A 24954-nucleotide genomic window follows, 5' to 3' on the forward strand; every position below is an offset into this window, starting at 1 on the left:
CATGGGTATACTGGGTTGAAGCACAGCGAAACGACGTCTTCCAATGAACCTGTTTTTGATTGCCTGCGCAGTGTTGATAGCCCTTGGCGCTACCGGCTGGATTCTGCATGCGCGGCGCCAACTGAAACGCTACCGCGCGCTACTCGACATGTCGCCCAATGGCATGCTGATGCTCGACGCAAAGCGCAACGTCATCTGGCATAACCCGGCCGCAGCCAAGCTGCTCAACTGTCGTCGCCAGTCATTGACCGGCAGCCCTCTCAGTCGCTTCCTGCCCATGCTGGACACCTTGCCTGCGCCAATGCAGCGCCAGGAAACCCTGGCGCAGAGCCCACAGGGCGAGCGCCAGCAAGTTGATATAACACGCCTGCCGGACGTTACCCGGCGCACCGCGGTAATACTGATTCATCCCGACCCGGCACACCAAGCCAGCAACGAAGCAATGGAGCGGCTCAAGCGTAGCCAGTACTTTGCCCAGATCGGCACCTGGGATTGGGATATCGGTACCGATCGACTGTACTGGTCAGAAGCCATCTACGGCATGTTCGGCTACCAGCCAGGGGAGGTAGTACCCAGCTACCAGCTGTTCTGTGACAGTGTGCATCCGGACGACCAGGAGCGCGTACTCGAGGGTGAGCGACGCTGCATCGAAACCGGCCAGAACCATGACGAAGAGTACCGGGTGGTTTGGCCCGATGGCAGCGTGCACTGGCTACGCGAGACCGGGAATGTGATCAGCAATGCGCAGGGCAAGCCGTTCAAGATGATGGGGGTGGTACGCGATATCACCGAAGACAAGCGCTCAACCCGTGCGCTGGAGCAGTTAGCCCATCATGACGCCTTGACCGGGCTGCCCAACCGCGTGGCGCTGGAGCAGCAGCTGCAGCAAGCGCTCACCCTGGCGCACAAGCAACAGAGCCGCGTGGCGCTGGTGTTCATGGACCTGAACAACTTCAAGTACATCAACGACCAGCATGGCCATGCCACTGGCGACCAGGTGCTGATAACCGTGGCCAAGCGTCTGCGCACCGCACTGCGCGCCAGCGACATGGTGGCGCGTCTAGGCGGCGACGAGTTTGTGATACTGATGGAGGGCCTGTCGCAGCAGCTTCGTCTTAACGATGAAGCCCATGCTCTCTGTGAAAAGCTGTTTACCGAGCTGGCGGCGCCAGTATTAGTGGAAGGTCGGCAGCATCGTATAGGCGCTAGCCTCGGCGTTGCGATGTTTCCGGACCATGCGCTGACACTGGACAAACTGATTCACGCCGCAGACCTGGCCATGTACGCAGCCAAGCGCAGCGGCAACAATCAGTATCGCCTGGCCAGCGACGTGACCACGCACGCCCATACGTCTGCACTGGAGGTTAACCGCGCCGCAGGCGGCCAATCAGAGTAATCAAACCGAGTATCACCACCCCGGCGACGATGCCGATCCCCGCGTTCATCAGCGTCGGCAACAAGCCGCCCAGCACCGTCCCCACAAAGGGCAGGTCGGTCGCCGAAGCCGCGCTGTGTTCAATCCAGTGGTGAACCACACCCACGCCATGGGCGAGAATCCCCCCGCCCACCATGAACATGGCTGCGGTACCCACGACCGACAAGGTGCGCATCAGCCAAGGCGCAAACCAGAGAATACCGGCGCCCAGTTTCTGCGCTGCCGCACTGGCTTGCCGGGTCAGCGCCAGACCTGCATCGTCCAGCTTGACGATACCGGCGACCAGCCCGTACACCCCTGCCGTCATCACCAGCGCAATCCCCGAGACCACAATCACCTGCTGCATAAACTCCGCCTGCGCTACGGTTCCCAAGGTGATCGCGATGATTTCAGCAGACAAGATAAGATCGGTACGCACCGCCCCGGCAATTTTGGCCTTTTCGCGGACGACCACGTCCTTGGGGTCGTCCGACAGGTTCTGTAACGTTTGCGCGTGCTCTGCCTTGGCGTCGTGCAAAAATTTGTGCGCCAGCTTCTCGGCGCCTTCATAACAGAGAAAGGCGCCACCCAACATGAGAATCGGGGTAATCAGCCAAGGCGCCACAGCACTGATCAGCAACGCCGCTGGTACGAGGATCAGCTTGTTGCGGAACGAGCCCTTGGCCACCGCCCAGACGACGGGTAACTCACGGTCTGCCTTCACGCCGGTGACCTGCTGCGCATTGAGTGCAAGATCATCGCCCAGCACACCTGCAGTCTTCTTTGCTGCAACCTTGGTCATCAGCGATACGTCATCCAGCAGAGAGGCAATATCGTCAATCAGTACAAGTAAACTGGTAGCCAAAAGGGGGCACTCCTTGTTAATGCGATCAGGATCGGTTGAGCCAATTCGAGCAACAGTATGCGCAGTTTGCGGCCCGCGCGCATCCGCTGAGCGCTGCTAGAATGAGCAATTGTGAACTCAAGAAAGCTATCGTCACGCCGATCTATTGCATATGAGCACAGGAATGCGCTCTTTACTCCAACCCGCCGTCTATGAGGTCAAGTATGTTCGGATCAGGTCTGCGCCACGAACTGGATGAATGCAAGTCGGCCCTGCACATGCATGAGCAGATCCTTGCTGCGATCCGGCAGAACCTGGCAGTGATTGAGTTCACCCCCGCTGGTGAGGTAATCGACGCCAATCACGCCTTCCTCAGCTGCATGGGCTATCAGTTGGACGAAATACGCGGGCAGCATCACCGGCTGTTCTGCCCGCCCGATTTATTAGCCAGCGCCGAATACAGTCGCTTCTGGCAGCGTCTGGCCAGTGGCGACAGCTTCAGCGACCGTTTCATGCGTCTGGCCAAGGGCGGACGCCAGGTCTGGGTGGAAGCCAGTTATTTGCCTGTAAAGGATGTCGAGGGACAGGTCGTCCGGGTGATTAAACTGGCCACCGACATCACCAAACAGGTACAGACCGAGCAAGAGCATCAGAGTCTGCTGAATGCGATCGACCGCTCCATGGCGGTGATCGAGTTCAACAACAGCGGCGAGATCATCAACGCCAACGACAATTTCCTGCAGACGATGGGGTATCGGCTGGAGGACGTACGCGGCAAGCATCACAGCATGTTCTGTGATCCGCACGAGGCTGGCAGCGAGGCTTATCGCCGTTTCTGGCAACGCCTCAATAGCGGCGAGTTTATTTCCGACCGATTCAAGCGTCTCAGCAAGGACGGTCGTGAAGTCTGGCTCCGCGCTACTTACAACCCCCTCTATGATGCGAGTGGCAAACAATATGGAGTGGTCAAGTTTGCCAGCGATATTACGGCCCAGGTAGAGAGCCGACATGCCGAGTCAGCCGCCGCCAAACTAGCCTTTGAAATCGCCGCCGAAACCGATGAAAGTGCAAACAAGGGCGCCAGTGCCGTCGAGCAGACGGTGGAGGTAGTACGCGGCATTGCCAGCGACCTGGAGTCAGTGGCAACGCATGTTGGCGCGCTGAGCACCCAGTCCGAGCGCATCAACAGCATTGTCCACGTCATTCGCGGCATTGCCGAGCAAACCAACTTGCTGGCACTAAACGCCGCCATCGAGGCAGCCCGAGCCGGCGAACAAGGCCGCGGTTTTGCCGTAGTGGCTGACGAGGTTCGCAACCTGGCCGCGCGTACCAGCCAGGCCACGGTAGAGATCAACGACGTGGTGCAGCAGAACATGGAATTGGCCCAGCAGGCGGTGAACGGCATGGCGGGCAGCCAGGGCAAGGCGGAACAAGGCGTGGCGCTGGCCAACAAGGCGGGCGAGGTAATGCTCGATATTCGTGACGAAGCTCAGCGTGTGGTCGACGCCATCGGCCAGTTTGCTGATGCCATACATGACTAAGAGGCTCAAGCACGCTTGCCCTTGAGCGCGTGCCGCCCCATTAGCTGACCTCGTTCGGAACCCAGGCTGCCGCTCGCCATCCAACAAGTGGTAACTTCACACTTCGTCAGCGACCGGAGGCAACCCATGTCCCGTGGCAGCAAAGATAAGTACACCGATAAGCAAAAACGCAAGGCAGAACACATCGAAGAGAGCTACCGCGAGGAAGGCGTTTCTGAAGATGAGGCGAAAGCCCGCGCCTGGGCGACCGTGAACAAGCAATCCGGCGGCGGCAACCGTCGCGGCGGCTCAGGCCAGCAGAAAAGCGCGAAGGCCAAGAGGCAGTCGCGCGAAGGCTCGGCACGGCGCGCCGCTGCCAGCCGCCGCGGAGTACCACGCAAGCAGTCTCTGCAGGAAGAAACCGTGGCCGAACTGCGCAGAATAGCGCGGGCCAAGGCCATTCCGGGGCGCTCCAGCATGCGCAAGGCCGAACTGATAAAGGCGTTGCAGCAGGCTGCCTGAAGACGATTTTCCCGCTGGCGGCAATCGCCTACACTGTTCAACCCGCCCCGACTGAACAGGAGATTGCATGGACGCCGCCAAACCCTTGGCAGGACTGAAGGTTGTCGAACTAGGCACCCTGATCGCTGGCCCCTTCGCCGCCCGTATCTGCGCCGAGTTCGGGGCCGAGGTCATCAAGGTCGAGTCACCCAACGGCGGCGACCCGCTGCGCAAATGGCGCAAGCTGTATGAAGGCACCTCGTTATGGTGGTTCGTACAGGCACGCAACAAGCAGTCGCTTACCCTGAACCTGAAGGCGCCCGAGGGCATCAATATCCTCAAACAGCTGCTCGCCGATGCCGACGTCCTGATCGAGAACTTCCGACCCGGCACGCTGGAAAAATTGGGCCTGGGTTGGGACGTGCTGCACGCGCTGAACCCGGGCCTGGTGATGGTACGGCTATCCGGCTTTGGCCAGACGGGCCCCTACAAGGATCAACCCGGCTTTGGCGCGGTCGGCGAGTCGGTCGGCGGGCTGCGCTACATCACCGGGTTTGAGGATCGCCCGCCAGTACGTACCGGCATTTCCATCGGCGACTCCATCGCCGCGCTCTGGGGCGTCATCGGTGCACTGATGGCGTTACGTCACCGCGAAGTCAATCAAGGCAAGGGGCAGGTGGTGGATGTCGCGCTGTACGAAGCGGTCTTCGCGATGATGGAAAGTATGGTGCCGGAATTCGACGTCATGGGCTTTGTACGCGAACGCAGCGGCAACATCATGCCCGGCATTACGCCCTCCTCCATTCACACCTGTAACGACGGCAAGGCCGTCCAGATTGGCGCTAACGGCGACGCCATCTTCCAGCGCTTCATGCGTGCCATTGGCCGCGACGACTTGGCCGATGCCCCTGACCTGGCGGACAACGCCGGGCGCGACGCACGGAGGGACGAACTCTACGCGCTGATCGACAGCTGGGCCGCGCGGCGTACTCAGCACGAGGTATTGGAGATACTCAACCGCGCCGAGGTCCCGGCCAGCAAGATCTACTCCGCCGCCGACATGTTCAGTGATCCGCAGTATCTAGCCCGCGAGATGTTCCTCAGCGCCACCCTGCCCGACGGCAAGGCGTTCAAGATGCCCGGCATTATCCCCAAACTCACAGAAACACCCGGCGATGTGAAGTGGACCGGCCCCGCGTTGGGCGAGCACAACGACGTGCTATTACAGCAACTGGGCTACAACAGGGAGGAGGTTTTGCGGTTGCGCAAGGAAGGAATTATTTGAGGCAGAGGGTATGCGCTAGGCGTGGCGCAACACCCACTGTGGCTGAAAAGGGGCCTAAGCCCCCTCGCGGTATTAACGAAAACCGAGAAACGACAGAATGGCCAGAACGATTACCACAGCGCCTACGATATATACGATATTGTTCATTACGTGTTCTCCTTTGAATGAAGCAACCGCAGTGAAAACCACTGCGGCCACATTCGTAGGACACCCGTATGGACGAAAGGTTGGTTTTAATCTGCGCTTTCGTCGAACAGCGCACAGTTTGAAACGATAAAACGCCGTTTCAACCAAAATCCTGCTTGGCCATCCACGGAATGATGCGCTCGAACGCCTCCTCGATATTCGCCAGCGACGTTGAATAACTCAAACGCAGCGCATTGTTACAACTGTTGCCGAAGGTCTCGCCAGGAATGGTACAGACCCCGGTTTCCTTCAACAGCCGCAAGGCCACATTGGTGCCATTGACGCCTTCCGGCAACGATGGGAACAGATAGAACGCGCCTTCGGGTTTATAGCCAGTGAGATGCGGCGTCTGTTCCACCAGCTCTACCAGCCGATCGCGGCGCCGGGTGTATTCCGCCAGCATATGGTCGGTAAACTCGGTGCCCCCGCGTAGCGCTGCCACCCCGGCCCACTGGAAGGGCGTGTTGGCCACAGTGGTGGTGAACATGTGATAACGCCGCAGCTTCTTGATCGCCGCCTGACTGGCAATCAGCCAGCCGATACGCATACCGGCCATGCTGTACGTCTTGGAGAAACTGCTGACCACCATGACGTGATCCAGGTCGCTGCAGCACGACAGCACCGATGGGTACTCCTTGCCGTCGTAGATCAGGTGATCGTAAACCTCATCGCTGATCACATGAATGCCACGATAGGCCGCCTCTTCGAGAATGGCCTCCAGCGTTTCCTTGGGATACAGGGTGCCGGTCGGGTTACTCGGCGAGTTGAGCACGATGGCATGGGTGTGCGGCTCGATAGCGTCGATCACCTCCTGGGGGTCGAGCTGATGGTTATTCTCGGCGCGCGTCGGGATTTCGGTCACTTCGCCGCCGTTCATGCGAATCAAGGGCGCATACAGCATGAACGCGGGGTCTGGCACGATAAAGTGCCGTCCTGGCGCCGCCACAGCGGTCAGTGCCAGGTAAATGGCTTCAGTCGCGCCGGTGGTAACCAGAATGTTGTCCGCCGTCAGCGAGCGCTGGTAACGATTGCCATAGTAGGTCGCCAATGATTCCAGCAACTCGGGCAGGCCGGCATCCATGGTGTAGCCGGTTTGCCCCGCTTGCAGCGCCTCCACGGCGGCATCGACCACATTATTGGGCGCCGGCAAATCCGGCTGACCGATCGACAGGTGAATCACATCCTCCAGGCTGGAAGCCAGATTGACCATCTTGCGAATGCCCGGAATCGGGATGGTCAGTAGCGCCGGGTTCCAGATCGGGTCTTCGGATTCGTACAGATCTACGTCGCTTGTTCCAAGTGCCATGACAACTCTCCCCTGCTCAGGCGGTAAACAGCTCAGGACGGCGCTCGGTCAGCGGTGCGGCCTGCTGATAGGCGTACCCCGCCTGTAACACCAGAGCGTCATTGAAGCGCGCGCCGACCAGTTGCAAGCCAATCGGCAGGCCCTTGCTGTCGAACCCGCAAGGTACCGACAGCCCCGGCTGACCAGTCATGTTGAAGGGGTAGGTAAAGGGCGTCCAGGTTGGCCAGCGGGTGCTCGGCCAGTCCTCCGGCACCTCGCGACCGGTCTTGAACGCCGTAATCGGCAGCGTCGGCGTGAGCAGCAGATCGTACTTCTGGTGAAACCCGGCCATGCGCTCACGCAGCGCCATGGATTCGTTCACCGCGCCCATGTAATCCAGCATGCTCAGGCGCGACGCCTTCTCTGCCACCTTGATCAGCTCGGGGTCCATGACCGCACGCTTCTTGGCACCGAGATCGCGAATGGCGTTGGCTGCCCCACCGTAAAACAGGTGGCCAAAGGCGGCCAGCGGATCACTGAAACCCGGATCGACCCGCACTACTTCCGCGCCCAACGACTCAAACACCTTGGCTGCTTCCGCCACCGAGGCTTCTACTTCCTTATCTACATCCACGTACCCAAGGTTGGGGCTGTAGGCTATTTTCAGACCTTTCACGCCGTTTTTCAGGTTCGCCAGATAATCAATATTGCGCCGCGGCACCGCATTGGTATCACGATGATCGGCCTCGCAGAGTACGTTCATCATCAGCGCGCAATCTTCCACCGTCCAGGTCATGGGACCGGCATGGGCCAGGGTGCCGAAGGGGCTGGAGGGCCAATGCGGCACCTCGCCGAATGAGGGTTTGAGGCCGACGATGCCACAGAAGGCGGCGGGAATCCGGATGGAGCCACCGGCATCGGTACCCAGCGCGATGGGCGCCATGCCCAAGGCCACGGCGACGCCGCTGCCGCCGCTGGAGCCGCCCGAGGTGGTGTCCGGGTTCCAGGGGTTATTGGTCACCCCGGTAACCGGGTTATCGGTCACGCCTTTCCAACCCAGCTCGGGGGTGGTGGTCTTGCCAATGGGCACATACCCGTGGCGCGCGAGTGCGGCGGTACAGGGGGCGGATTTGCCCATAGTGCTTTGCGGATCTACCGTGTGCGAGCCCTTGATGGTGGGCCACATGGGCGTGAGAAACACATCCTTGACCGCCACCGGCACGCCATCAAGCAGACCGGTGGCCTCGCCGCGCTGGTAGCGCTGTTCGGCTTCGCGGGCAAACGTCAGCGAGGTGTCTCGGTCAACCAGGCAGAAGCCGTTGGTCTGTTTGCCCACCCTGTCGATCTGATCCAGCATCGCCGTGGCGACCTCAACCGGAGACAACTGCTTGTCGGCAAAATGTTCCCGTAGTTGTACTGCTGTCATCTTTAAAATGTCCTGGGACATATCCGCCTCCTTAGGTGGAAGAACGACTGTAGATAAATGAAATTCCCGCTAACGCCCTGTCAGCCTCTCCTCTTTTCAACCTGATTCAACAGGCTCTGACCCGCCAACCAGCGCTCAAGATTGGCTTTAAACTGCTCTGCCAGCGCCCGTCGCCAGCCGACAAAGTCGCCCGACATGTGGGCCGAAATCATCACATTGGGCATGGCCCACAGCGGGTGGCCTTCGGGCAAGGGTTCTGGGTCGACCACATCCAGCGCCGCCCCGGCCAGCTCGCCGCGTTCGAGCGCACTGACCAGATCATCGGTCACCACTACGGCGCCGCGCCCGACGTTGATCAGCACCGCATGGCTGGGCATCAGGGCCAGCCGCTGGGCATTGATCAGTTGCTCGGTGGCCGGGGTCAATGGCGCGGTGACGATCACGAAATCGGCCTGCGGCAGCTCGTTGTCTAACGCTTCGTTGGCCACGATCTGCTTGAAATGCGGCGCCTGACGGGCACTGCGCGCCACGCCGGTGACCTCCAGCCCCAGCGCGTCGAGCAAGCGGGCGACCTCACCGCCAATGGAACCGGCGCCGATGATCAGCGCGCGCTTGCCCTTGATCAGCTCGGTTTCGCGGTGCTGCCACTGCTGCGCCCGCTGGTGGCGCAGATTGCCGAGGGTATCCTTGGCAAACAGCAGCACCGCGCCAAGCACGTACTCGGCAATCCCCAGATCGAATACGCCACGGGCGTTGGTCAGCAGCAAATCGCTGTTGACCAGAGCCGGAAACAGCAATGCATCCACCCCGGCGCTAGTGGCGTGTACCCACCGGATCTGGTGCTGCGCTGGCCAGCAGCGTTCGAGCAGGCCGGTACGGAAGTCGGTTACCACCAGAATATCGGTGCTCGGCAAGCGCTCACGCAGCTCGGATTCCGCACTGACCGTGGTCAGCTCCACGCCCTCGGGCAGGCTTTCCAGGCCCGGCAAAGGCGACTCACCCGATGCCACCAGGACCAGTATCTTGGTCACCCTGCTACCTCCTGCAGCGCATTGGCGAAGCGCGACACAGCGTCGTCAATTTCACTCTCCGAGACCGTCAGCGGCGGCAACCAGCGCACGATCTGCCCATCGGTACCGCAGCGCAGCAGTAACAATCCATGGGCTTCGGCAGCCTCACTCAACTGAGCGGCCAGATCGGCACGCGGGGTACGATAGTCGTCGGCGATCTCCATCCCCAGCATCAGCCCCTTGCCGCGGATGGTGTCGATGCAGCTATAGCGCTGTTGCAGTTCCTTCAGCTGGCTCAGCAGACGCGCGCCCTGCTGCGCCGCGTTGGCCACCAGATGCTGCTCGTCGATCACCTCAAGCGTGGCCAGCGCGGCCGCACAGGCCACTGCATTGGCGCCGTAGGTACCACCCTGCGAGCCGGGCATGCCCTTGGCCATGAGTTCTTTGGAGGCAGCGATGGCCGAGAGCGGGAAGCCACTGGCAAGCCCCTTGGCGGTGATCACCACATCAGGTTGCACGGCAAAATGGTCATGCGCCCAGAACTTGCCCGTGCGCCCGTAGCCAGCCTGAATCTCGTCACAGATGAGCAGAATACCGTGCTGCTTGCAGCGTTCAGCCAGGCCCTGCATGAAGACTTGGTTGGCCGGGTAATAGCCGAATTCGCCTTGTACCGGCTCGATGATCATGGCCGCAGTATCACTGGGGGCCGACTGCGTCTTGAAGATGTGATCCAGCTCGCGCAGGGCAAACTCGGTGGCCTCTTCCTCGGTCCAGCCGTAGCGATAACCGTGCGGAAAAGGTGATACCACCACGCCGGCCATCATCGGATGAAAGCCGGTGCGTACCTTGGTACCCGAGGTTGTAAGTGAAGCGGCGGCCATGGTGCGACCATGAAAGCCGCCGTCAAAGACGATGATGTTGGCGCGGCCGGTCGCGTGGCGCGCAAGCCGCAGCGCGGTTTCGACGGCTTCAGAGCCGGAGTTGGCAAAGGCCACGGAATCGATGGCGCCGGGCATGCGCTCGGCGAGTTGGTCGGACAGTTCCAGCATGGGTTGGTGCGCAACCGTGGTGTACTGGGCATGCACGATCTTGCCCACCTGCTCGCGCGCGGCGGCCACCACTTTGGGGTGACAGTGGCCGGTACTGGTCACGCCGATACCGGAGGTGAAGTCGAGGTAGCGCTTGCCATTCACATCGAACAACCAGCTGCCTTCGCCGCGTTCTACCAATACCTTGCTGGCCTGTTTCAGCAGCGGTGACAAATGACTCATAGCCTGTCTCCTGTCCTTTCAGCGGGCGTCGCGCCCGTAACGTGATAGGTCATCAGCCCGCCAGGCGAGCCGTGACACTGAAGAAGGGGTTACAGGCCGGCAATAATCCCGGCCGTAACCGCCTGACAAGTTCGCTGAGCCCCTGCGGCGGTCACCAGATCCTTGGCAACCGCCATGCGCAGGCGCTCGGCAGCTTGTGCGCAGCCCACCCAGTCCAACATCATGGCTGTGGTGAGCAACATGGCAGCAGGATTGGCTTTCCCCTGGCCGGCGATATCCGGCGCGCTACCATGCGTTGGTTCAAACAGCGCGGGCATGTCCCGGCTGTCTGGATTGATATTGCAGGACGGTGCCAGCCCAAGCCCACCCGAGAGTACGGCAGCCAGATCCGTCAGTATGTCTCCATGCAAGTTGCTCGCCACCACCACGTCGAACGCCCAGGGCGCCTGCACAAATTTCATACAGGCGGCGTCGACCAGCTCGTGATGCACGCCTATTTCAGGGAACTCGCTGGCCACCTCGGCAAATACCTCGGTGTACATATCGCCCCAGAACGGCTGCGCGTTACGCTTGGTGATCAGGCAAACCTGTGCACCAGCAGTGCCCTTCTGCGCGCAAAAGAACGTCTTGCTGCCTTGCGGTCGCGCATCCAAGCGCGCCTGGGCACGGCGGAAGGAGTGGCGAATCAAGCGCTCGGTGCCATGGCGGGTGAACACCTCCAGCTGGGTGGCGACTTCCTGCGGCGTACCGCGGTTCAAGCGACCACCCTGATTGACGTATTCCCCCTCGCTGTTCTCGCGAATCACCAGCATGTCGACCTCGGCCGCACGTGGGTCAGCCAAGTACTGTGGCGCCCCCGGCAGCAAGCGCGCCGGGCGCTCGCAGGCCCACAGTTGCAGCCCCTTGCGAAAGGTCAACAGCGGCGCCAGCGAAATACTGTCGGGCAACAGATAACGCTGCGGGTTGCTGATCGGCCCCGGGTCGCCCAGTGCGCCGAGCAGCAGCGCGTCGTAACGCTGCACCTGCTCAAGCGCATCGGCCGGCATCATTTCACCGTGCTGTTGATGCCAGGCGGTGCTGGGCCACTCCAGGGTTTCCCATTCCAGTGGTAAGGGCTCTATTGCATGCAGCGCCCGGAGCACCGCCTCTGCCGCTGCCATGACTTCGTGGCCGATGCCATCGCCGGGCATTAGCGCGATTTTCTTAACTGCGGCCTGTTCAGCCATCCGGTTACTCCGCGCCCATGCAGAGATACTTGATCTCCATATATTCTTCGATGCCGTGGCTGGAACCCTCGCGGCCCAGGCCCGACTCTTTTACCCCGCCAAAAGGCGCGGCAGCGTTGGAGACGGCACCTTCGTTAACACCGATGATGCCGGCTTCCAGCTCATCCGCCACGCGCCATACCCGGTGGATGTTGGTGCTGTAGAAATACGCCGCCAGACCATAGGGCGTGTCGTTGGCAATCTCGATGGCCTCGTCTTCGGTCTCGAACTTGATCACCGCTGCCAGAGGGCCGAAGGTTTCGTCCTCGCACAGCTGCATGTCGCGGGTCACCCCGGTGATCAATACCGGCTCAACAAAGTTGCCGTTAGCACCCTCCGGCGCGGCGCCAGCCACATGCTTGGCACCCTTGCTCAGGGCGTCGTTGAAATGCTCCTGCACCTTCTTCACCGCCGCGCGGTTGATCAGGGCAGACTGGGTAACACCCTCTTCGAAGCCGTCACCCAGCTTGAGTTTGCCCATGGCCTCAGCCAGCTTCTCGACAAAGCGGTCGTGAATGCCGGCCTGCACCAGAAAACGGTTGGCGCATACGCAGGTTTGCCCGGTATTACGGAATTTGCAGATCATGGCGCCTTCCACCGCGCGGTCCACATCGGCATCGTCGAAGACGATGAAGGGCGCGTTGCCGCCCAGCTCCAGCGAGACTTTTTGAATGTGCTCCGCGCACTGCGCCATCAGTTGGCTGCCAACGCTGGTCGAGCCAGTGAAACTCAGTTTGCGCACGGTTGAACTGCCGGTCAGCACATCACTGATAACCGAAGCCTTGCCGGTCACCACGTTGAACACCCCGGCGGGAATACCGGCCTCGTCGGCCAATTCGGCCAGCGCTAGCGCGGTATAGGGCGTGGCACTGGCCGGTTTGACGATCATCGAACAGCCGGCTGCCAGCGCGGCACCGGCCTTGCGCGTGATCATCGCGGCAGGAAAATTCCACGGCGTAATGGCGGCGGTCACACCAATCGGTTGCTTGGTCACCACGATGTGCTGGCCGGGCTTGGCTCCGGGAATGGTCTCGCCGTACACGCGGCGCGCCTCTTCGGCAAACCAGCGAATAAACGAGGCCGCGTAATCAACCTCGCCGCGCGATTCGGTCAGCGGCTTGCCCTGCTCCAGAGTCATCAGGCTGGCAATGTCGTCCTTGTGCTCCAGCATCAGGTCATGCCAGAGCAACAGCAGGTCGGCGCGCTCCTGCGCGGTCTTCTTGCGCCATAGCTTGTAACCGGCATCGGCCTGTTTGATGGCATCTTTCAGTTCGGCTTCACTCAGCACCGGCACGGTACCCAGAATCTCACCATTGGCCGGGTTATCCACGTCAATGCTGCTGCCATCACTGGCGCCTACCCACTGGCCTCCCACGTAACACTGCTGACGGAAAAGACGTGCGGTTTTCAGGCGAGATACAGACATGGACGAACTCCTCAAAACAGTCATTAGCAGGAGGCAAGGAGCAGCGTCTGGCCAGAGCGCAACGCAAACGGGCTTGCCTCCAAATTGATCAACAGGGCGCTATCACAGCAGCGCAGAGCGGGTCCGCCAACGCGGACAACTGAACTTGATACCCTTCCAGACTAGGCAGATTTGGCGACGGAAGCAAACCGCCAAACGGCAGCGAACCCAATACACTTTCTGCAGTCAGATGCAGGATGGCCAAGGCAGCGACGGTCATAGCAAACCCGTGCGAATCGGCGGCGCCCCTGACTCGCGTCAGACCTCAGGCCGCCTCAATCACAAGGAGTATTCCATGCCAAAGACTCTCACTCGTACCCTGAGCGCCCTGCTACTAGGCTCGCTCAGCACTCTGGCCCTGGCCGACAGTAACGCTGAAACCCCAAGCGCCTTCATCATCAGCCCAGCTGACGGCGCGACGGTGAGTTCCCCGGTTACCGTGCAATTTGGCTTGAGTGGTATGGGCGTCGCCCCCGCCGGCGTCGAGCGCGCTGGCACCGGTCATCATCACCTGCTGGTTGATGCCCAGAGCGTACCGGTTGCCGGCCAGCCGATCCCGGCTGACGACAATCACCGGCATTTCGGCGGTGGCCAGACCCAGGTCAGCCTGGACCTGCCGCCCGGAGAGCACACCCTGCAGCTGATCATGGGCGATCAGAATCACGTCCCGCTGCAACCCTCGGTGACCTCCGACAAGATTACTATCACGGTCGAGTAAGCACGGCCCCCGCCCCTGCCGCAGGCAGCATCTGCCTGCGGCCAACCTGTCCTGGCTCACCAGCGTTCACCGCGGGAACTGTGGCCCATATTCGCGGCCTAATGAGGCAGATATTGATCGCCGGCCGTCACAACCACCGGCACGCCCCCATCCTGCAAGGAGCCAATAAATGACCAAAGGGATTTCGCTGTTCGCCGGCCTGCTAGGCCTGTGGTTACCCCTGTATGCCAGCGCTGCCAGCTTCGATTTTTCCGACGTCGTAGACAAGGCCAAGGCCATGGCCGCCGAGCCTTACCAGGCACCCAAGTCAGTACCCAAGTTTCTGCAGGAACTCAGTTTCGATGACTATCAGGGTATCCGCTTCAAACCCGAAAACAGCCTCTGGCACGAGAGCAATTCCGCCTTTCAGGTCATGCCGGTCCCACCCGGCCTGTTCTACAAATACCAGGTCAATGTGCACATCATCGACGCACAGGGCGTGCATCCTCTCAAGTTCGACAAGAACCAGTTCAGCTATCCCAATTCCGAGGTAGAAAGACTGGTGCCGGCTGACCTGGGTTATGCCGGGTTCAAGCTGACCTTCCCGCTAAAACAGCCCGATGTGCAGAACCAGTTTCTGGTATTTGCCGGCGCCAGCTACTTTCGCGCCGTGGGCCGCGAGAACAACTTCGGGATTTCCGGTCGCGGCGTAGCGCTCAATACCGGCCTGCCCGGCGGCGAGGAATTCCCCGACTTTGTCGAGTTCTGGCTGGAACGGCCCAGACCGGATGCAGACCGCCTGACCTTCTATGGACTGCTCAACGGCAAAAGCCTGACCGGCGCCTACCGCTTCACCGTTATCCCCGGGGACGAGACAGTACTGCAGGTGGAGTCCAGGCTCTTTCCGCGGGACGCCGTCGAACTGCTCGGCGTGGCGCCACTGACCAGCATGTTCTATTACGGCGAGAATACCCATCGGCCGCGCGGCGAGTGGCGCCCTCAGGTTCACGATTCGGATGGTCTCTTGATTCATGACAGCCCCTCCGACGAATGGCTGTGGCGCCCATTGCGCAATCCGCAGACATTGCAGATGGACTACTTCGCCACCCAGAACCTGCGCGGCTTCGGCCTGTTGCAGCGCGATACCGAGTTCCACAACTACATGGACCTGGAAGCCCGATACGACGGGCGCCCCAGTGCCTGGGTTGCGCCCGAGGGCGATTGGGGCAAAGGCAACGTTGTGCTGGTGCAGATTCCCACCCCGGATGAAACCAACGACAACATCGTCGCCTTCTGGCAACCCCAGGCGGCCGTGGAACAGGGTCAGATGCTGACCTACAACTACAGTGTGCGTTTTGGTGACCCCGGTATTACCCGCTCCCCCCTGGGCAGCACCCAGGAGAGCTTCCTCGGTGACGGCATGCGTGTGGGCGGAGGCAATGAAGAAGGCGCTGTTCGTGTGCTTATCGACTTCGCTGGCGGCCCACTCGATAAGCTGAAAGCCGGTGCTCCAGTGGTCGGTGAGGTCAGCATGCAACAAGACGGTGAACTGATTGAGCAGTTTGTCGAGTACGTGGCACCGCTCAAGCGCTGGCGCCTGTCGATTCTGGCCCGTCCGGCCGCTGATCGCCCGCTCGCTCTGCGCGCCTTCCTGAAAGACGAAGAGCAGACGCTGACAGAGACTTGGCAATACGAGCTACCCGCCAATGATCCGCTGCTTGGCGGCGACGAATAGGCCCCGCCATGACGCAAGCTTCCAGCGAACTTCTGCTGCAACGCGTGTTGGCCTACTGGCAGTGGAGCGGCTTGGCGCTGGATGCCGCCACCCAGCAGCATGCATTGGCCATTGTCACTCGCGCTCTGGAAAAACCTGCCGAGCAACAATTGCCTTACTGCCTCCAGGCGATGCAAGCAGCCTTGCCGCCCGCCGCCCCCGTATCCGGCGCCTGGCCGCCCCTGCGCCGTGGCAGCATGCGTTACGGTGATTACTGATGAACCGTCCCGCTGAACTGCCCCCTGAGATATTGCAACGCCGACCACCCTGGCGCCTGGCGGCCACGATACGCCGCGGCCTGCTGGCCCTGGCGGTGCTGATGCAAACGCTGACCGCAACCTACTTCATGCTGTCGGTGTTGCCCTATCACGGTGGCAACTTGGTGGAAGCCAGCATGGCTGCAGTTTTTGCCCTGCTCTTTGCCTGGATCAGCGTAGGCTTCTGGATCGGCTTGATCGGTTTTTGCCTGCGCCGTGCGGGCGGTGATCCACGCAGCTTGCTGCGCCAGCAAGACGCAGCCACCCTGAACAACACCCCGCTGGGCCGTACCGCCGTCGTCATGCCGATCTATCATGAGCCGGTCGGCCGCAGCCTGCAGGGGCTCAAGTCTGTAATACTCAGCCTGCAGCGCACCGGCACACTGGCTCACTTCGACTTTTTCATTCTTTCCGACAGCCGCGACCCCGATGTCTGGCTGGCCGAGCAGGCCGCCTGGCAAGCGTTGCGCGAGGAGCTGGGCTTGCAGAACCAGCTGTTTTACCGACGCCGCCCGCTGAATCTGAATTACAAGAGCGGCAACATCGGCGACTTTCTGCGCCGCTGGGGTAAAGCCTATGACTACATGGTGGTACTGGATGCCGATAGCCTGATGGCCGGCGATACGCTGGTACGCATGGTGCAATTGATGCAACGCCACCCGCAGGTGGGAATCCTGCAATCCAGCCCCAGCTTGCTCAACGGTCGCTCACTGTTTGCCCGCCTACAGCAGTTTTCCAACCAGCTGTATGGCCCGCTGTTCACCACTGGCCTGGCGGCCATCCAGTTGGGCCACGCCGCCTTCTGGGGACACAACGCCATCCTGCGCGTGCAGCCTTTCATGCAGCATTGCGGTCTGCGCAAGTTGCCGGGGTGGGGGTTGTTCAAGGGCCCGGTGCTCAGCCATGACTTTGCCGAGGCGGCCTACATGGGCCGAGCGGGGCTGGAAGTCTGGCTGGAGCCAGAGCTGACCCAAAGCTATGAAGAATCCCCACCCACCCTCTCGGATGAACTGACCCGTGACCGCCGCTGGGCCAAGGGCAACCTTCAGCACCTCTGGTTGATGCTGTTCAGCCGCCGGCTGCGCCTGGCCCATCGCATGGCCTTTATGAACGGCATCATGGGCTACGTCGCTTCGCCCTTGTGGTTCACCTTCCTGGTGCTGACCACTATTGAGGTCGCGCGCTTGATTCTCTGGCCGATCAACTATTTTCCAGAGCAGAATCAGCTGTTCCCGCTGTGGCCGGAATGGCACCCGCAGCGTGCCGTCTGGATGGTCAGCATTACCCTCACACTACTGTTTCTGCCGAAGTTTCTGGCCATCGCCGATGTACTGTTACGCGGGCGCAGAAAAGCCTTTGGTGGCGGCATAAAACTGTTTTTCAGTGTGTTACTGGAGATGCTGATATCTGCCCTGCTGGCGCCCATCCGTATGCTGTCGCACTGCCGCTACGTGCTGGAGGCCCTGTTCAACGTCAACCTGCGTTGGGCGGGGCAAAATCGCAGCGGCGAAACCAGTTGGCTGGCAGCCGCAGTGAATCAGGGGATCGGCAGCTTGATGGCACTCGCCTGGGCCGGTTTTGCCTGGTGGCTGGAGCCCATGTTTTTTCTCTGGTCACTGCCCGTTGCCCTGCCCCTGGTACTGGCCGCGCCTATCTTCGTGCTACTGAGCAAGGTCAGTTGGGGCGAAGGACTGATGCGCCGTCACTGGCTGCAGATTCCCGAAGAAGCTAGCGGCAGCGCCCTGCTAGATGACCTAGAGACACCCAGCACCCTGTTGGCCGCAGAGCAACAAACCGCCTTCATCGAAGCAATAGTGCATCCGCAGATCAACCAGCTGCAGACACGCCTGGCCCATTCGCCCCGCGCCCGTCGGCAGCAGAGCGAGCTGGAGCTGCTTGCCCAGCGCTGCCTGCAGGAGGGCCCCGCCAGGCTGTCCACCGCCGAGCGCAACTTGCTGGCCAGCGATGCCAAATCACTGCAGTGGCTTCATACACAAGTGTGGCAGGCCGCACCGCAGACCCCATGGGGTAACCTGCTGACACAACGGATCAGCCGCAACTAGTTGTTTGCCGGGCAATACCCTGAACAGGGTATTGCCCGGCAAACGCACGCCTCACTAACATCATTGGCGTTTTGCAATCACGCAGCGCGCACCCCACACTCTGCACGGGCCCATGCCACCAAGGCGCATGATCCACACCGCCTCGGCAACGCTGAGCAGCCAGCGGGTGCTGTTATCCATACCGCCAGGAAAATCGAACATGCTCACACGCGCACTTGCACTGCTGGCCATCGGCTGCCTGTTCAGCACCACCGCCGCCGCGTTTAACGGTTACGTGGAAGTGACCAACGACACCGGCTTTGATATCCATTACCTGTATGTCAGCCCGGCCCACGCCAGCGACTGGGAGGAAGATGTTCTGGATGATGACATTCTGCCCGATGGCCATACCGTGCGCGTGACCATACGCAAGGCCAAAGGCTCGATGTACGACATTCGCGCCGAAGATGAAGACGGCGACACCTACACGCTCTGGGATGTCGATATTTCAAAGCGCGACGTCACCTTCACGCTGGATGATATCGACTGACCTGCTGTGACCGGGCCAGTCAACTGGCTGGCCCGTTGACTACGTTCTGCCCCGCGTTCTCCCCTTTCCTGATTGCCCTTCCCCTTACGGGTGCCCCCGCAACTGGCTGGCACCAAGATAAAGCAGCCTGAAGTGCAGAGCCCCGCCAGCCTGCCGGCAGTCACTCCGGCGCTCACCGTAGCGCACCCAGGTGCAGTGACGCAGTCGACAACGGCTGGAAGACGCCGCCTGAAGCAATGAACTAGCGGCGCGCAATGGTCTCAAAGAACCTATGTTTCACCTGCGCAAGGCGGTCAGCGGCGCCCTAGCCCACCGCGCTGCTGCACACGGTTTCAGGACACAGGTTTGCCACACATGAAAGCACCAAAGAAGCGCCAGATCAGCCTTAGATGGTTTGTTGCGCTGGCGTTTCTGTCGCTCGGAATTTTACTGGTGGTGGGTTACACCCTGCTATCGCTCAACTACTTCATCAACGGCATGGACAATGCCATGGGCCACAATCTGGAGAAAGTCGCGCAGAGCTACCTGACCGACCCGGCCACTGCCGCGCAGCTGTTCGACGATTATCCAGTGACCAGCCAATGGCACGAACAGCCGCAGGCCATACAGCAGGCTTTCACCGGGCCACCAGAGCGTGAAGGCATCCTCTACAAAGCACTCGATCAAGCCAATTTTCTGGCCAAGCCCAGCGCCGTCTACTTCGCTATCCGCTTTACCAGCCCCGGCGGGGACCGCTTCCTGAGCCATCAAGTGATGCCCGGCGTTGCCCCCCGCCTGCTGACCGAGCACCGCGGCAGCCTGAGCACGCTACTGCTGATCAGCCTGGCCAGCGCGGTGACTCTGGGTCTGCTTATCTGGCTGGTCATGCACCGCGTTTCCCGCCCTATCAGCGCGCTGGGCCATTGGGCGCACGGGCTCAACGAGCAAACGCTCAAGCAGCCACCACCTAATTTTAACTACCCAGAGCTCAACGACTTCGCCGAACTGGTGCGCAGCAGTCTGTCGACCGCGCAGCGCGGACTGGAACGCGAGCATCGCTTCCTGCGCCATACCAGCCACGAATTGCGTACCCCTATCAGCGTGGTGCGCAATAACGTCGAGCTGCTCAACCGGCTGCAGGAAAACAGCGATAACCAGGTAGACCTGCGCCAACTGCAGGCAATAGAGCGCATCGACCGCGCCAGCCAGACCATGCTGCACCTGACCGAAACACTGCTGTGGCTGAGCCGCGACAATATGGACAGCCTGCCAGTCAAGCCAGTGCAACTGGATGCACTGGTGCACGAACTGGTTGAACAGATGCGCTATCTGCTGCGTGGCAAGGACGTGGACGTGCAGATCAAAACCGACCCATACAGCATGAAACTGGCCGAAGCTCCAGCACGTATCGTGCTCGGAAACCTGATCCGCAATGCCTTCCAGCACAGCAGCGAAGGCGTGGTGAAGATACTGCAACTGCATAACTGCGTGCGTATCAGCAATACCCTCTCAAGCAATGCTCAAGGCTCGGGCGAGGACCTGGGTTTTGGCCTGGGCCTGCAATTGACCACCCAACTGACCACCAAGCTGGGCTGGCGCTACAACAATCAGCAACAGCAGCACCGCCAACTGGCTGAACTCTGGTTGCAACCACCGCATGCAGACGCAGCCGCGCGCCGTGGCTGATCAGCGCCGCAGCAGGTAACGCTGATACAGCACTGCCATCACGGCGGTGAGCAGCGCCGGGAGCAAGAGCACCTGGAAGTGCAGCAGGCCAAATCCCAACGCGCCCACGCAGCCGCCGCTGATGAAGCCGCCAATCAACAACAGAAAAAGCAGCAGCTTGCGACGGTCGAGCGTCTGACCGCGCAGCCGTGCGCCGAGCATCAGCCCCAGATCGGTAAACAGCCCGGTAACATGCGTAGTGCGAATAATCGCACCGCTGTAGGTGGTGACCATGGCATTTTGCAAACCGCAGGCGGCAGAGGCCAGATAATGCCCCGCGACACTGTTGTAGTGCAGCGCCAGCATGGCTAACAGCAGCAGGCCCGTCTCCACCAGCAGCGCCACACCATACCGACGCCCCGATTGCAGGGCACTGCTGTCGATCAGCACCCCGCTGAACAGCGCACCCAGCACGAAGCTGAGCAGCACCAGCAGAAGATGCACCGCGGCGGCAGCGTCAAACCTGGCCAACTCCAGCCCCAGCAAGGTTGAGGTACCGCTCAAATGCGACACCGCCTGATGGCTGAACCCCAGCAAACCGACCGCATTAACGCTGCCCGCCACAAAGGCCAGCGCAAAGGCGCCGCCTTCCACCCAGCGCGGCAATCTGGAAATCATGCGTTATAGCCCCCCGGCAAACCCCCATCTTAAACCAGCTCACAGCGCAAACCCGCTTTCTTTTGCCACGCGTCGCCAGACATGGATATCCGGCGGCAACTGCGGTTAGAATCGCTGTTTTTCGCCAATCGACAGGATACAAACATGGGTCGCGCTTATCAGAACCGCAAAGAGTCCATGGCCAAGACGGCTGACGCCAAAACCAAGGTCTACAGCAAATACGCGCGTGAAATTTACGTCACCGCCAAATCCGGTGGCTTCGACCCCGATGGCAACTTGGCCCTGCGCGGCCTGATTGACCGCGCCAAAAAGGATCAGGTCCCCAGCCATGTAATCGACAAGGCCATCGACAAGGCCAAGGGCGGCGGCGGCGAAGATTTTGCCAAGGCCCGCTACGAAGGCTTCGGCCCCGGCAACTGCATGGTGATTGTCGATTGCCTGACCGACAACCCCAACCGCACCTTTGCCGATGTACGTAACTGCTTCACCAAGACCAAGAGCAAGATCGGCACCGAAGGCAGTGTCAGCCACATGTTCGATCATTGCGCAATTCTGGCATTCAAAGGCGATGACGAAGAAGCCACGCTGGAAGCGCTGATGATGGCCGACGTGGACGTGACCGATATCGAAAACGAAGACGGCCTGATCACCGTGTTCACCCCGCATACCGAGTACTTCAAAGCCAAGCAGGCGTTGGCCGACACCTTCGGAGAGATCGATTTCGAGGCCGACCTCATTCAGTTCCTGCCGCAGACTACCACCGAGATCAGCGGTGATGACGTAGTGATGTTCGAGAAGTTTACCGACATGCTCAACGAGCTGGACGACGTGCAGAACATCTACCACAACGCCGAGTTTTGATTGCACCGGGCGCCGCCAGTCGGCGCCCGGTCAGCTCTGCGAGCGCAACCACAATAACAAGCCCATCGCCGCCAGCGACAACAGCATCACCGCCCCGCTGCTCAACCCACCTCGCCTGGTCGGCATCGCCAACCCCAACATCTCCGCTTCTGCCCGCTTGAGGGCAGCAAAATCCAGCTGCTGCGCCACCAGGGGAGCGCCCGTATAAACACACACGGCATGGGCACCAGCGCCCAGCGCCAACTCACGCATTACCCGATGCCCCACCTGAGTAAGCCCACCTTCCAGCTTCTCCATCGGATGCATGATCACTTTCGGCGACGCACTCAGTAATCCCTTACCCGCCACCTTTTTCAGCATGAGCTGCAGACACTTTTCAGCCAACGCGAAATCAGCTACCAGCATGCGTGGGTGATCAAACGGATTAACCAGTATCCGGCCGGCACCCAGGGGCAGCGCACTGGCCTCGCGCCCCACTGCCAGGACCTGTTTAACCCCCTTGGCATCCGTCTCCAGCGCCATCAAAGTAGGCTCGCTCAGCACCTTGGCGGTTGCTACATTGGTGATGCGAATCTCTCGGCTACCGAGCTGTACATACAAGGTTGGCGCCAGCTTGCTCTGCAGGCTTTTCAGCATCTTCACTTCGTCCCTTACGATTTGACTACTCGCCCTTGCTGCTACCGGCCTTGAGCGGCTCCTCTTCGGCCTTATCCAACTGTTGGCGCTCTTCACGCAGTTGCTCCAGGCGATCTTTCAGGCGCTGTCTCTCATCGCCACCTGCCTGCTTGGCCTGCTGCTCCAGCGTCTCCATACTCTCGGCCAGCTCAGCCTTGCGCTGCTGTAACTGCAGCGCAAGCTCGGCTTTATCAAACAGCACTTTCTCGGCGATTTTTTCCGGCTCTGCGTGCGAGGCCGCGGGACGGCTGCGCGCTGGTGCGGGGATGAAGCTGTAACCGGCGTCGACCGGGCGCTGGTTCATGATGGTCGCCGACATGATTTCAATGCCTGCGCCATGCAGCTGATCCAGAATCGCCTTGTGCAGCTTGGAGCGCGCGGTAATCAGCCCCTTGGCCTCCGGCAGTACGCCTGAAACACGGTAGGTAATCGCGAAGTTGCCCAATTCGAGAATCTGCACGAAAGCGTCCTCGAGCTTGCTGCTTTCTGCGGCCTTTATCAGCAATGGCTCAACCTGCCCATGATGCACATCGTAACCCAGTGAGAGCGACGCCGAGACCAGCGCCCCAGAGCTACGCAGCGCGGAAACCGGGTTGGTCGTGAGATAGGTGTTGGGTAGAGCAATCAGCTCGCCGGTTTCCGACTGGATCTCGGTATCGAACAAGCCGCGTTCAGCCACTCGACCGAAGTGCTCGCCCACCGAAATGAAGTCACCGATAACAAACGGCTTGGTGATCCGCAGCAGAATACCCGCCGCCAGATTGGCAAAGATGTTACTGGACGAGAAGGCAAACACCCCGGAGACCAACAACCCCAGCAGCGCGATGATCTGATTGCGCGAACTCTCGCTGACCGGCAGTGCCAGTATCACCGCCACCATGCCGGCCAGCGTCAGGCCAAGCATGATCAGCTGCCGCGAAAACAGTTTCTCGTTACCCAAGCCACCGTGTCGGCGAATCAGCAGGTAGTCCGCGCCCCAGAGCACCAACGCAACGACCACCAGGGTTTCCAGCAGGGGCAAAACGTGACCAATCAAGGCCATCACATCCAAGGTTAAATCCACGATCGTTGCATCCTTGTTCCGCTCTTTTTCGCTCAGGTATGGGTGTGGCCAGGATAGGATTTTTCAGCATCGGCCCGACGGTACTGCTGAAATACTGACACTTCCCAGGGTCGAATGGCCAATATCATGCTTACGCCGTAACGCTGCTCCAGCGGTAACGCCAGGTCTTCCTGATGGCTATGGCGAAACTCCAGCGCCAGGCGCCGCAGCTTCTGCTGCATGGCCTCGTTGCTGCGTGGTGACAACATGCCGTTGAGAAATAGCCGCAGCTCACCCGGCCGGTTGAAGTGGCACTGAAAGAAATCGGCCTGCACCTGCGACTCGAAAAAGCGTTGGATGGGGCCATGTTTCTGCCAATTGAAGTCATGGGTAATCAGCGGCTTGATGCGGTTGCCCGGCAATAACTCGATCAATCCCATGCGGTCCAGCCGCGCCAGCTTGCTGATCACCTCCGGCTCGGTCAGGGCGTAATTTTCCAGCATCTGCATCAGACTCCAGCGATTCAGCGCACAGATCGCCACCAGCAGCAATTTGCTGTCGGAAACCAGCTCCTGCTCCTGCGCCGGCGCCAAGGCGTCAATGCGCATCTCGTGCTCCAACCGCCTGACCAGGTCGCTGATTTCCACGCCCAGCAACGCGCACACCCGGTCCAGGCGCTGCAGCGAGAACTGCCGCTCGGCAAACAGCCGCTTGACGCTGGCTTCCGACAGGTCCAGCACCTGCGCTACCTGCAGGTAGGTCACGCCCTGCTCTTTCAGCAGTTTTTTCAACACATCAATGATCGCGGCCGTCTGCGCCATGCTCGTTAACCATCCAGAGTGACAAAGAAAGGTAGCGCCCAGTAATACCTACAGCACCTGAAATTGCAACTTTTGCGGTTTATCTCGCCTCCAGGTAGCAATTAACGCAGATTGCTTTCCAGCGGCGACCAACCTGCCGCGCTCAATCAATGCGAGGTAGCAAGCGATGGAAAATGAGATCAACAGCAACTCCAGCGGCTGGATATTCTTCGTCAAGGTGTCCTTTGCCGTGGCACTGCTGGCCACCGGCGCCGGCGTGGTCTTCTCCCCTACCGATCTGTTGGTGAAGGGGTATATGGCGGTCTGCGCGCTCTTTCTGGTGAGCACCACCATCACCCTGTCGAAGACGCTGCGCGACGAACATGAGGGCAAGCGCATCTACAACCGCATTTCCGACGCCCGCGCCCAACAACTGCTGAAAGAATACACGGAGTAATTACC

At 60.5% G+C, this 24954-nt stretch carries 24 protein-coding genes; 12 read left to right on the forward strand and 12 right to left on the reverse strand.

The window, feature by feature from the left end; translation table 11 throughout:
* Positions 1-43 precede the first annotated feature (43 nt).
* Positions 44-1396 (forward strand): diguanylate cyclase domain-containing protein, encoded by a 1353-nt coding sequence (locus V7747_RS02060; protein ID WP_335614394.1) that lies wholly within the window; start codon positions 44-46, stop codon positions 1394-1396.
* Here V7747_RS02060 and V7747_RS02065 read toward each other — a convergent pair.
* The gene (locus V7747_RS02065) at positions 1365-2279 is read right to left on the reverse strand and encodes a DUF808 domain-containing protein (RefSeq protein WP_335614395.1); all 915 of its coding nucleotides are present in this window, start codon (positions 2277-2279) and stop codon (positions 1365-1367) included. The genes V7747_RS02060 and V7747_RS02065 overlap by 32 nt on opposite strands.
* A 203-nt stretch (positions 2280-2482) precedes the next feature.
* Here V7747_RS02065 and V7747_RS02070 point away from each other — a divergent pair, with 203 nt between their 5' ends.
* The 3 genes from V7747_RS02070 to V7747_RS02080 all read left to right on the forward strand — a co-directional run bounded on the left by V7747_RS02070 (position 2483) and on the right by V7747_RS02080 (position 5564).
* Positions 2483-3799, forward strand: coding sequence for a methyl-accepting chemotaxis protein (locus V7747_RS02070; protein ID WP_335614396.1), 1317 nt, complete (start codon positions 2483-2485; stop codon positions 3797-3799).
* Between the two features lie 126 nt (positions 3800-3925).
* Positions 3926-4300, forward strand: a complete 375-nt coding sequence (locus tag V7747_RS02075; protein ID WP_335614397.1) for a Rho termination factor N-terminal domain-containing protein — start codon at positions 3926-3928, stop codon at positions 4298-4300.
* A 67-nt stretch (positions 4301-4367) separates the two neighbouring features.
* A complete protein-coding gene (locus tag V7747_RS02080; protein WP_335614398.1) occupies positions 4368-5564 on the forward strand; it encodes a CaiB/BaiF CoA transferase family protein in 1197 nt (398 codons plus the stop codon).
* A gap of 286 nt (positions 5565-5850) precedes the next feature.
* Here the strand turns inward: V7747_RS02080 and V7747_RS02085 are convergent, their stop codons facing one another.
* The 6 genes from V7747_RS02085 to V7747_RS02110 all read right to left on the reverse strand — a co-directional run bounded on the left by V7747_RS02085 (position 5851) and on the right by V7747_RS02110 (position 13433).
* Entirely contained in the window at positions 5851-7056 is a 1206-nt protein-coding gene (locus V7747_RS02085; RefSeq protein ID WP_335614399.1) for a pyridoxal phosphate-dependent aminotransferase, read from the reverse strand.
* 16 nt (positions 7057-7072) lie between these two features.
* Entirely contained in the window at positions 7073-8482 is a 1410-nt protein-coding gene (locus V7747_RS02090) for an amidase (protein ID WP_335614400.1), read from the reverse strand.
* Positions 8483-8541: 59 nt separating this feature from the next.
* Entirely contained in the window at positions 8542-9492 is a 951-nt protein-coding gene (locus V7747_RS02095) for a D-2-hydroxyacid dehydrogenase (RefSeq protein ID WP_335614401.1), read from the reverse strand.
* Complete coding sequence (locus V7747_RS02100) at positions 9489-10742, reverse strand: aspartate aminotransferase family protein (protein ID WP_335614402.1); 1254 nt, start codon at positions 10740-10742, stop codon at positions 9489-9491. The genes V7747_RS02095 and V7747_RS02100 overlap by 4 nt, the downstream gene beginning before the upstream one ends.
* A gap of 89 nt (positions 10743-10831) precedes the next feature.
* Positions 10832-11968 carry an isocitrate/isopropylmalate dehydrogenase family protein gene (locus V7747_RS02105; RefSeq protein ID WP_335614403.1) on the reverse strand — a complete coding sequence of 379 codons (1137 nt, stop codon included), beginning with the start codon at positions 11966-11968 and terminating at the stop codon, positions 10832-10834.
* Positions 11969-11972: 4 nt separating this feature from the next.
* Positions 11973-13433 carry an NAD-dependent succinate-semialdehyde dehydrogenase gene (locus tag V7747_RS02110; protein WP_335614404.1) on the reverse strand — a complete coding sequence of 487 codons (1461 nt, stop codon included), beginning with the start codon at positions 13431-13433 and terminating at the stop codon, positions 11973-11975.
* Between the two features lie 334 nt (positions 13434-13767).
* On the opposite strand from V7747_RS02110, the gene V7747_RS02115 reads away from it, so the two are divergent.
* The 4 genes from V7747_RS02115 to mdoH all read left to right on the forward strand — a co-directional run bounded on the left by V7747_RS02115 (position 13768) and on the right by mdoH (position 18263).
* Complete coding sequence (locus tag V7747_RS02115) at positions 13768-14190, forward strand: DUF4399 domain-containing protein (RefSeq protein WP_335614405.1); 423 nt, start codon at positions 13768-13770, stop codon at positions 14188-14190.
* A 169-nt stretch (positions 14191-14359) separates the two neighbouring features.
* Positions 14360-15904 (forward strand): glucan biosynthesis protein, encoded by a 1545-nt coding sequence (locus V7747_RS02120; RefSeq protein ID WP_335614406.1) that lies wholly within the window; start codon positions 14360-14362, stop codon positions 15902-15904.
* A gap of 8 nt (positions 15905-15912) precedes the next feature.
* Complete coding sequence (locus V7747_RS02125; RefSeq protein ID WP_335614407.1) at positions 15913-16161, forward strand: hypothetical protein; 249 nt, start codon at positions 15913-15915, stop codon at positions 16159-16161.
* Positions 16161-18263 (forward strand): glucans biosynthesis glucosyltransferase MdoH, encoded by a 2103-nt coding sequence (mdoH, locus tag V7747_RS02130; RefSeq protein ID WP_335614408.1) that lies wholly within the window; start codon positions 16161-16163, stop codon positions 18261-18263. Before V7747_RS02125 ends, mdoH begins: the two co-directional genes overlap by 1 nt.
* Before the next feature lie 60 nt (positions 18264-18323).
* Here the strand turns inward: mdoH and V7747_RS02135 are convergent, their stop codons facing one another.
* Entirely contained in the window at positions 18324-18464 is a 141-nt protein-coding gene (locus V7747_RS02135; protein WP_335614409.1) for a hypothetical protein, read from the reverse strand.
* Here V7747_RS02135 and V7747_RS02140 point away from each other — a divergent pair.
* Both V7747_RS02140 and V7747_RS02145 read left to right on the forward strand, forming a co-directional pair.
* On the forward strand, positions 18463-18792 hold the full coding sequence (locus V7747_RS02140; RefSeq protein WP_335614410.1) for a hypothetical protein: 330 nt from the start codon (positions 18463-18465) through the stop codon (positions 18790-18792). The two genes, V7747_RS02135 and V7747_RS02140, sit on opposite strands and share 2 nt — an antisense overlap.
* Before the next feature lie 354 nt (positions 18793-19146).
* Entirely contained in the window at positions 19147-20457 is a 1311-nt protein-coding gene (locus V7747_RS02145) for a sensor histidine kinase (RefSeq protein WP_335614411.1), read from the forward strand.
* Here the strand turns inward: V7747_RS02145 and V7747_RS02150 are convergent, their stop codons facing one another.
* Positions 20458-21114, reverse strand: coding sequence for a YoaK family protein (locus tag V7747_RS02150; RefSeq protein WP_335614412.1), 657 nt, complete (start codon positions 21112-21114; stop codon positions 20458-20460).
* Positions 21115-21258: 144 nt separating this feature from the next.
* Between V7747_RS02150 and V7747_RS02155 the strand changes: the two genes are divergently transcribed.
* The gene (locus V7747_RS02155) at positions 21259-21975 is read left to right on the forward strand and encodes a YebC/PmpR family DNA-binding transcriptional regulator (RefSeq protein ID WP_335614413.1); all 717 of its coding nucleotides are present in this window, start codon (positions 21259-21261) and stop codon (positions 21973-21975) included.
* A 30-nt stretch (positions 21976-22005) separates the two neighbouring features.
* Here V7747_RS02155 and V7747_RS02160 read toward each other — a convergent pair whose 3' ends face one another.
* From V7747_RS02160 to V7747_RS02170, 3 genes are read right to left on the reverse strand one after another with little or no spacing between them, the layout of a single operon-like run.
* The gene (locus tag V7747_RS02160) at positions 22006-22611 is read right to left on the reverse strand and encodes a rod shape-determining protein (protein WP_335614414.1); all 606 of its coding nucleotides are present in this window, start codon (positions 22609-22611) and stop codon (positions 22006-22008) included.
* Between the two features lie 25 nt (positions 22612-22636).
* Positions 22637-23713: a mechanosensitive ion channel family protein gene (locus V7747_RS02165; RefSeq protein ID WP_335614415.1), complete on the reverse strand. Its 1077-nt coding sequence runs from the start codon at positions 23711-23713 to the stop codon at positions 22637-22639.
* A 32-nt stretch (positions 23714-23745) separates the two neighbouring features.
* Positions 23746-24513 (reverse strand): helix-turn-helix domain-containing protein, encoded by a 768-nt coding sequence (locus V7747_RS02170; protein WP_335614416.1) that lies wholly within the window; start codon positions 24511-24513, stop codon positions 23746-23748.
* A gap of 166 nt (positions 24514-24679) precedes the next feature.
* Here V7747_RS02170 and V7747_RS02175 point away from each other — a divergent pair, with 166 nt between their 5' ends.
* On the forward strand, positions 24680-24949 hold the full coding sequence (locus tag V7747_RS02175) for a YiaA/YiaB family inner membrane protein (RefSeq protein ID WP_335614417.1): 270 nt from the start codon (positions 24680-24682) through the stop codon (positions 24947-24949).
* Positions 24950-24954: the final 5 nt, after the last annotated feature.

It is taken from the genome of Halopseudomonas sp. (genome assembly GCF_036960865.1).
Classification (GTDB): domain Bacteria; phylum Pseudomonadota; class Gammaproteobacteria; order Pseudomonadales; family Pseudomonadaceae; genus Halopseudomonas.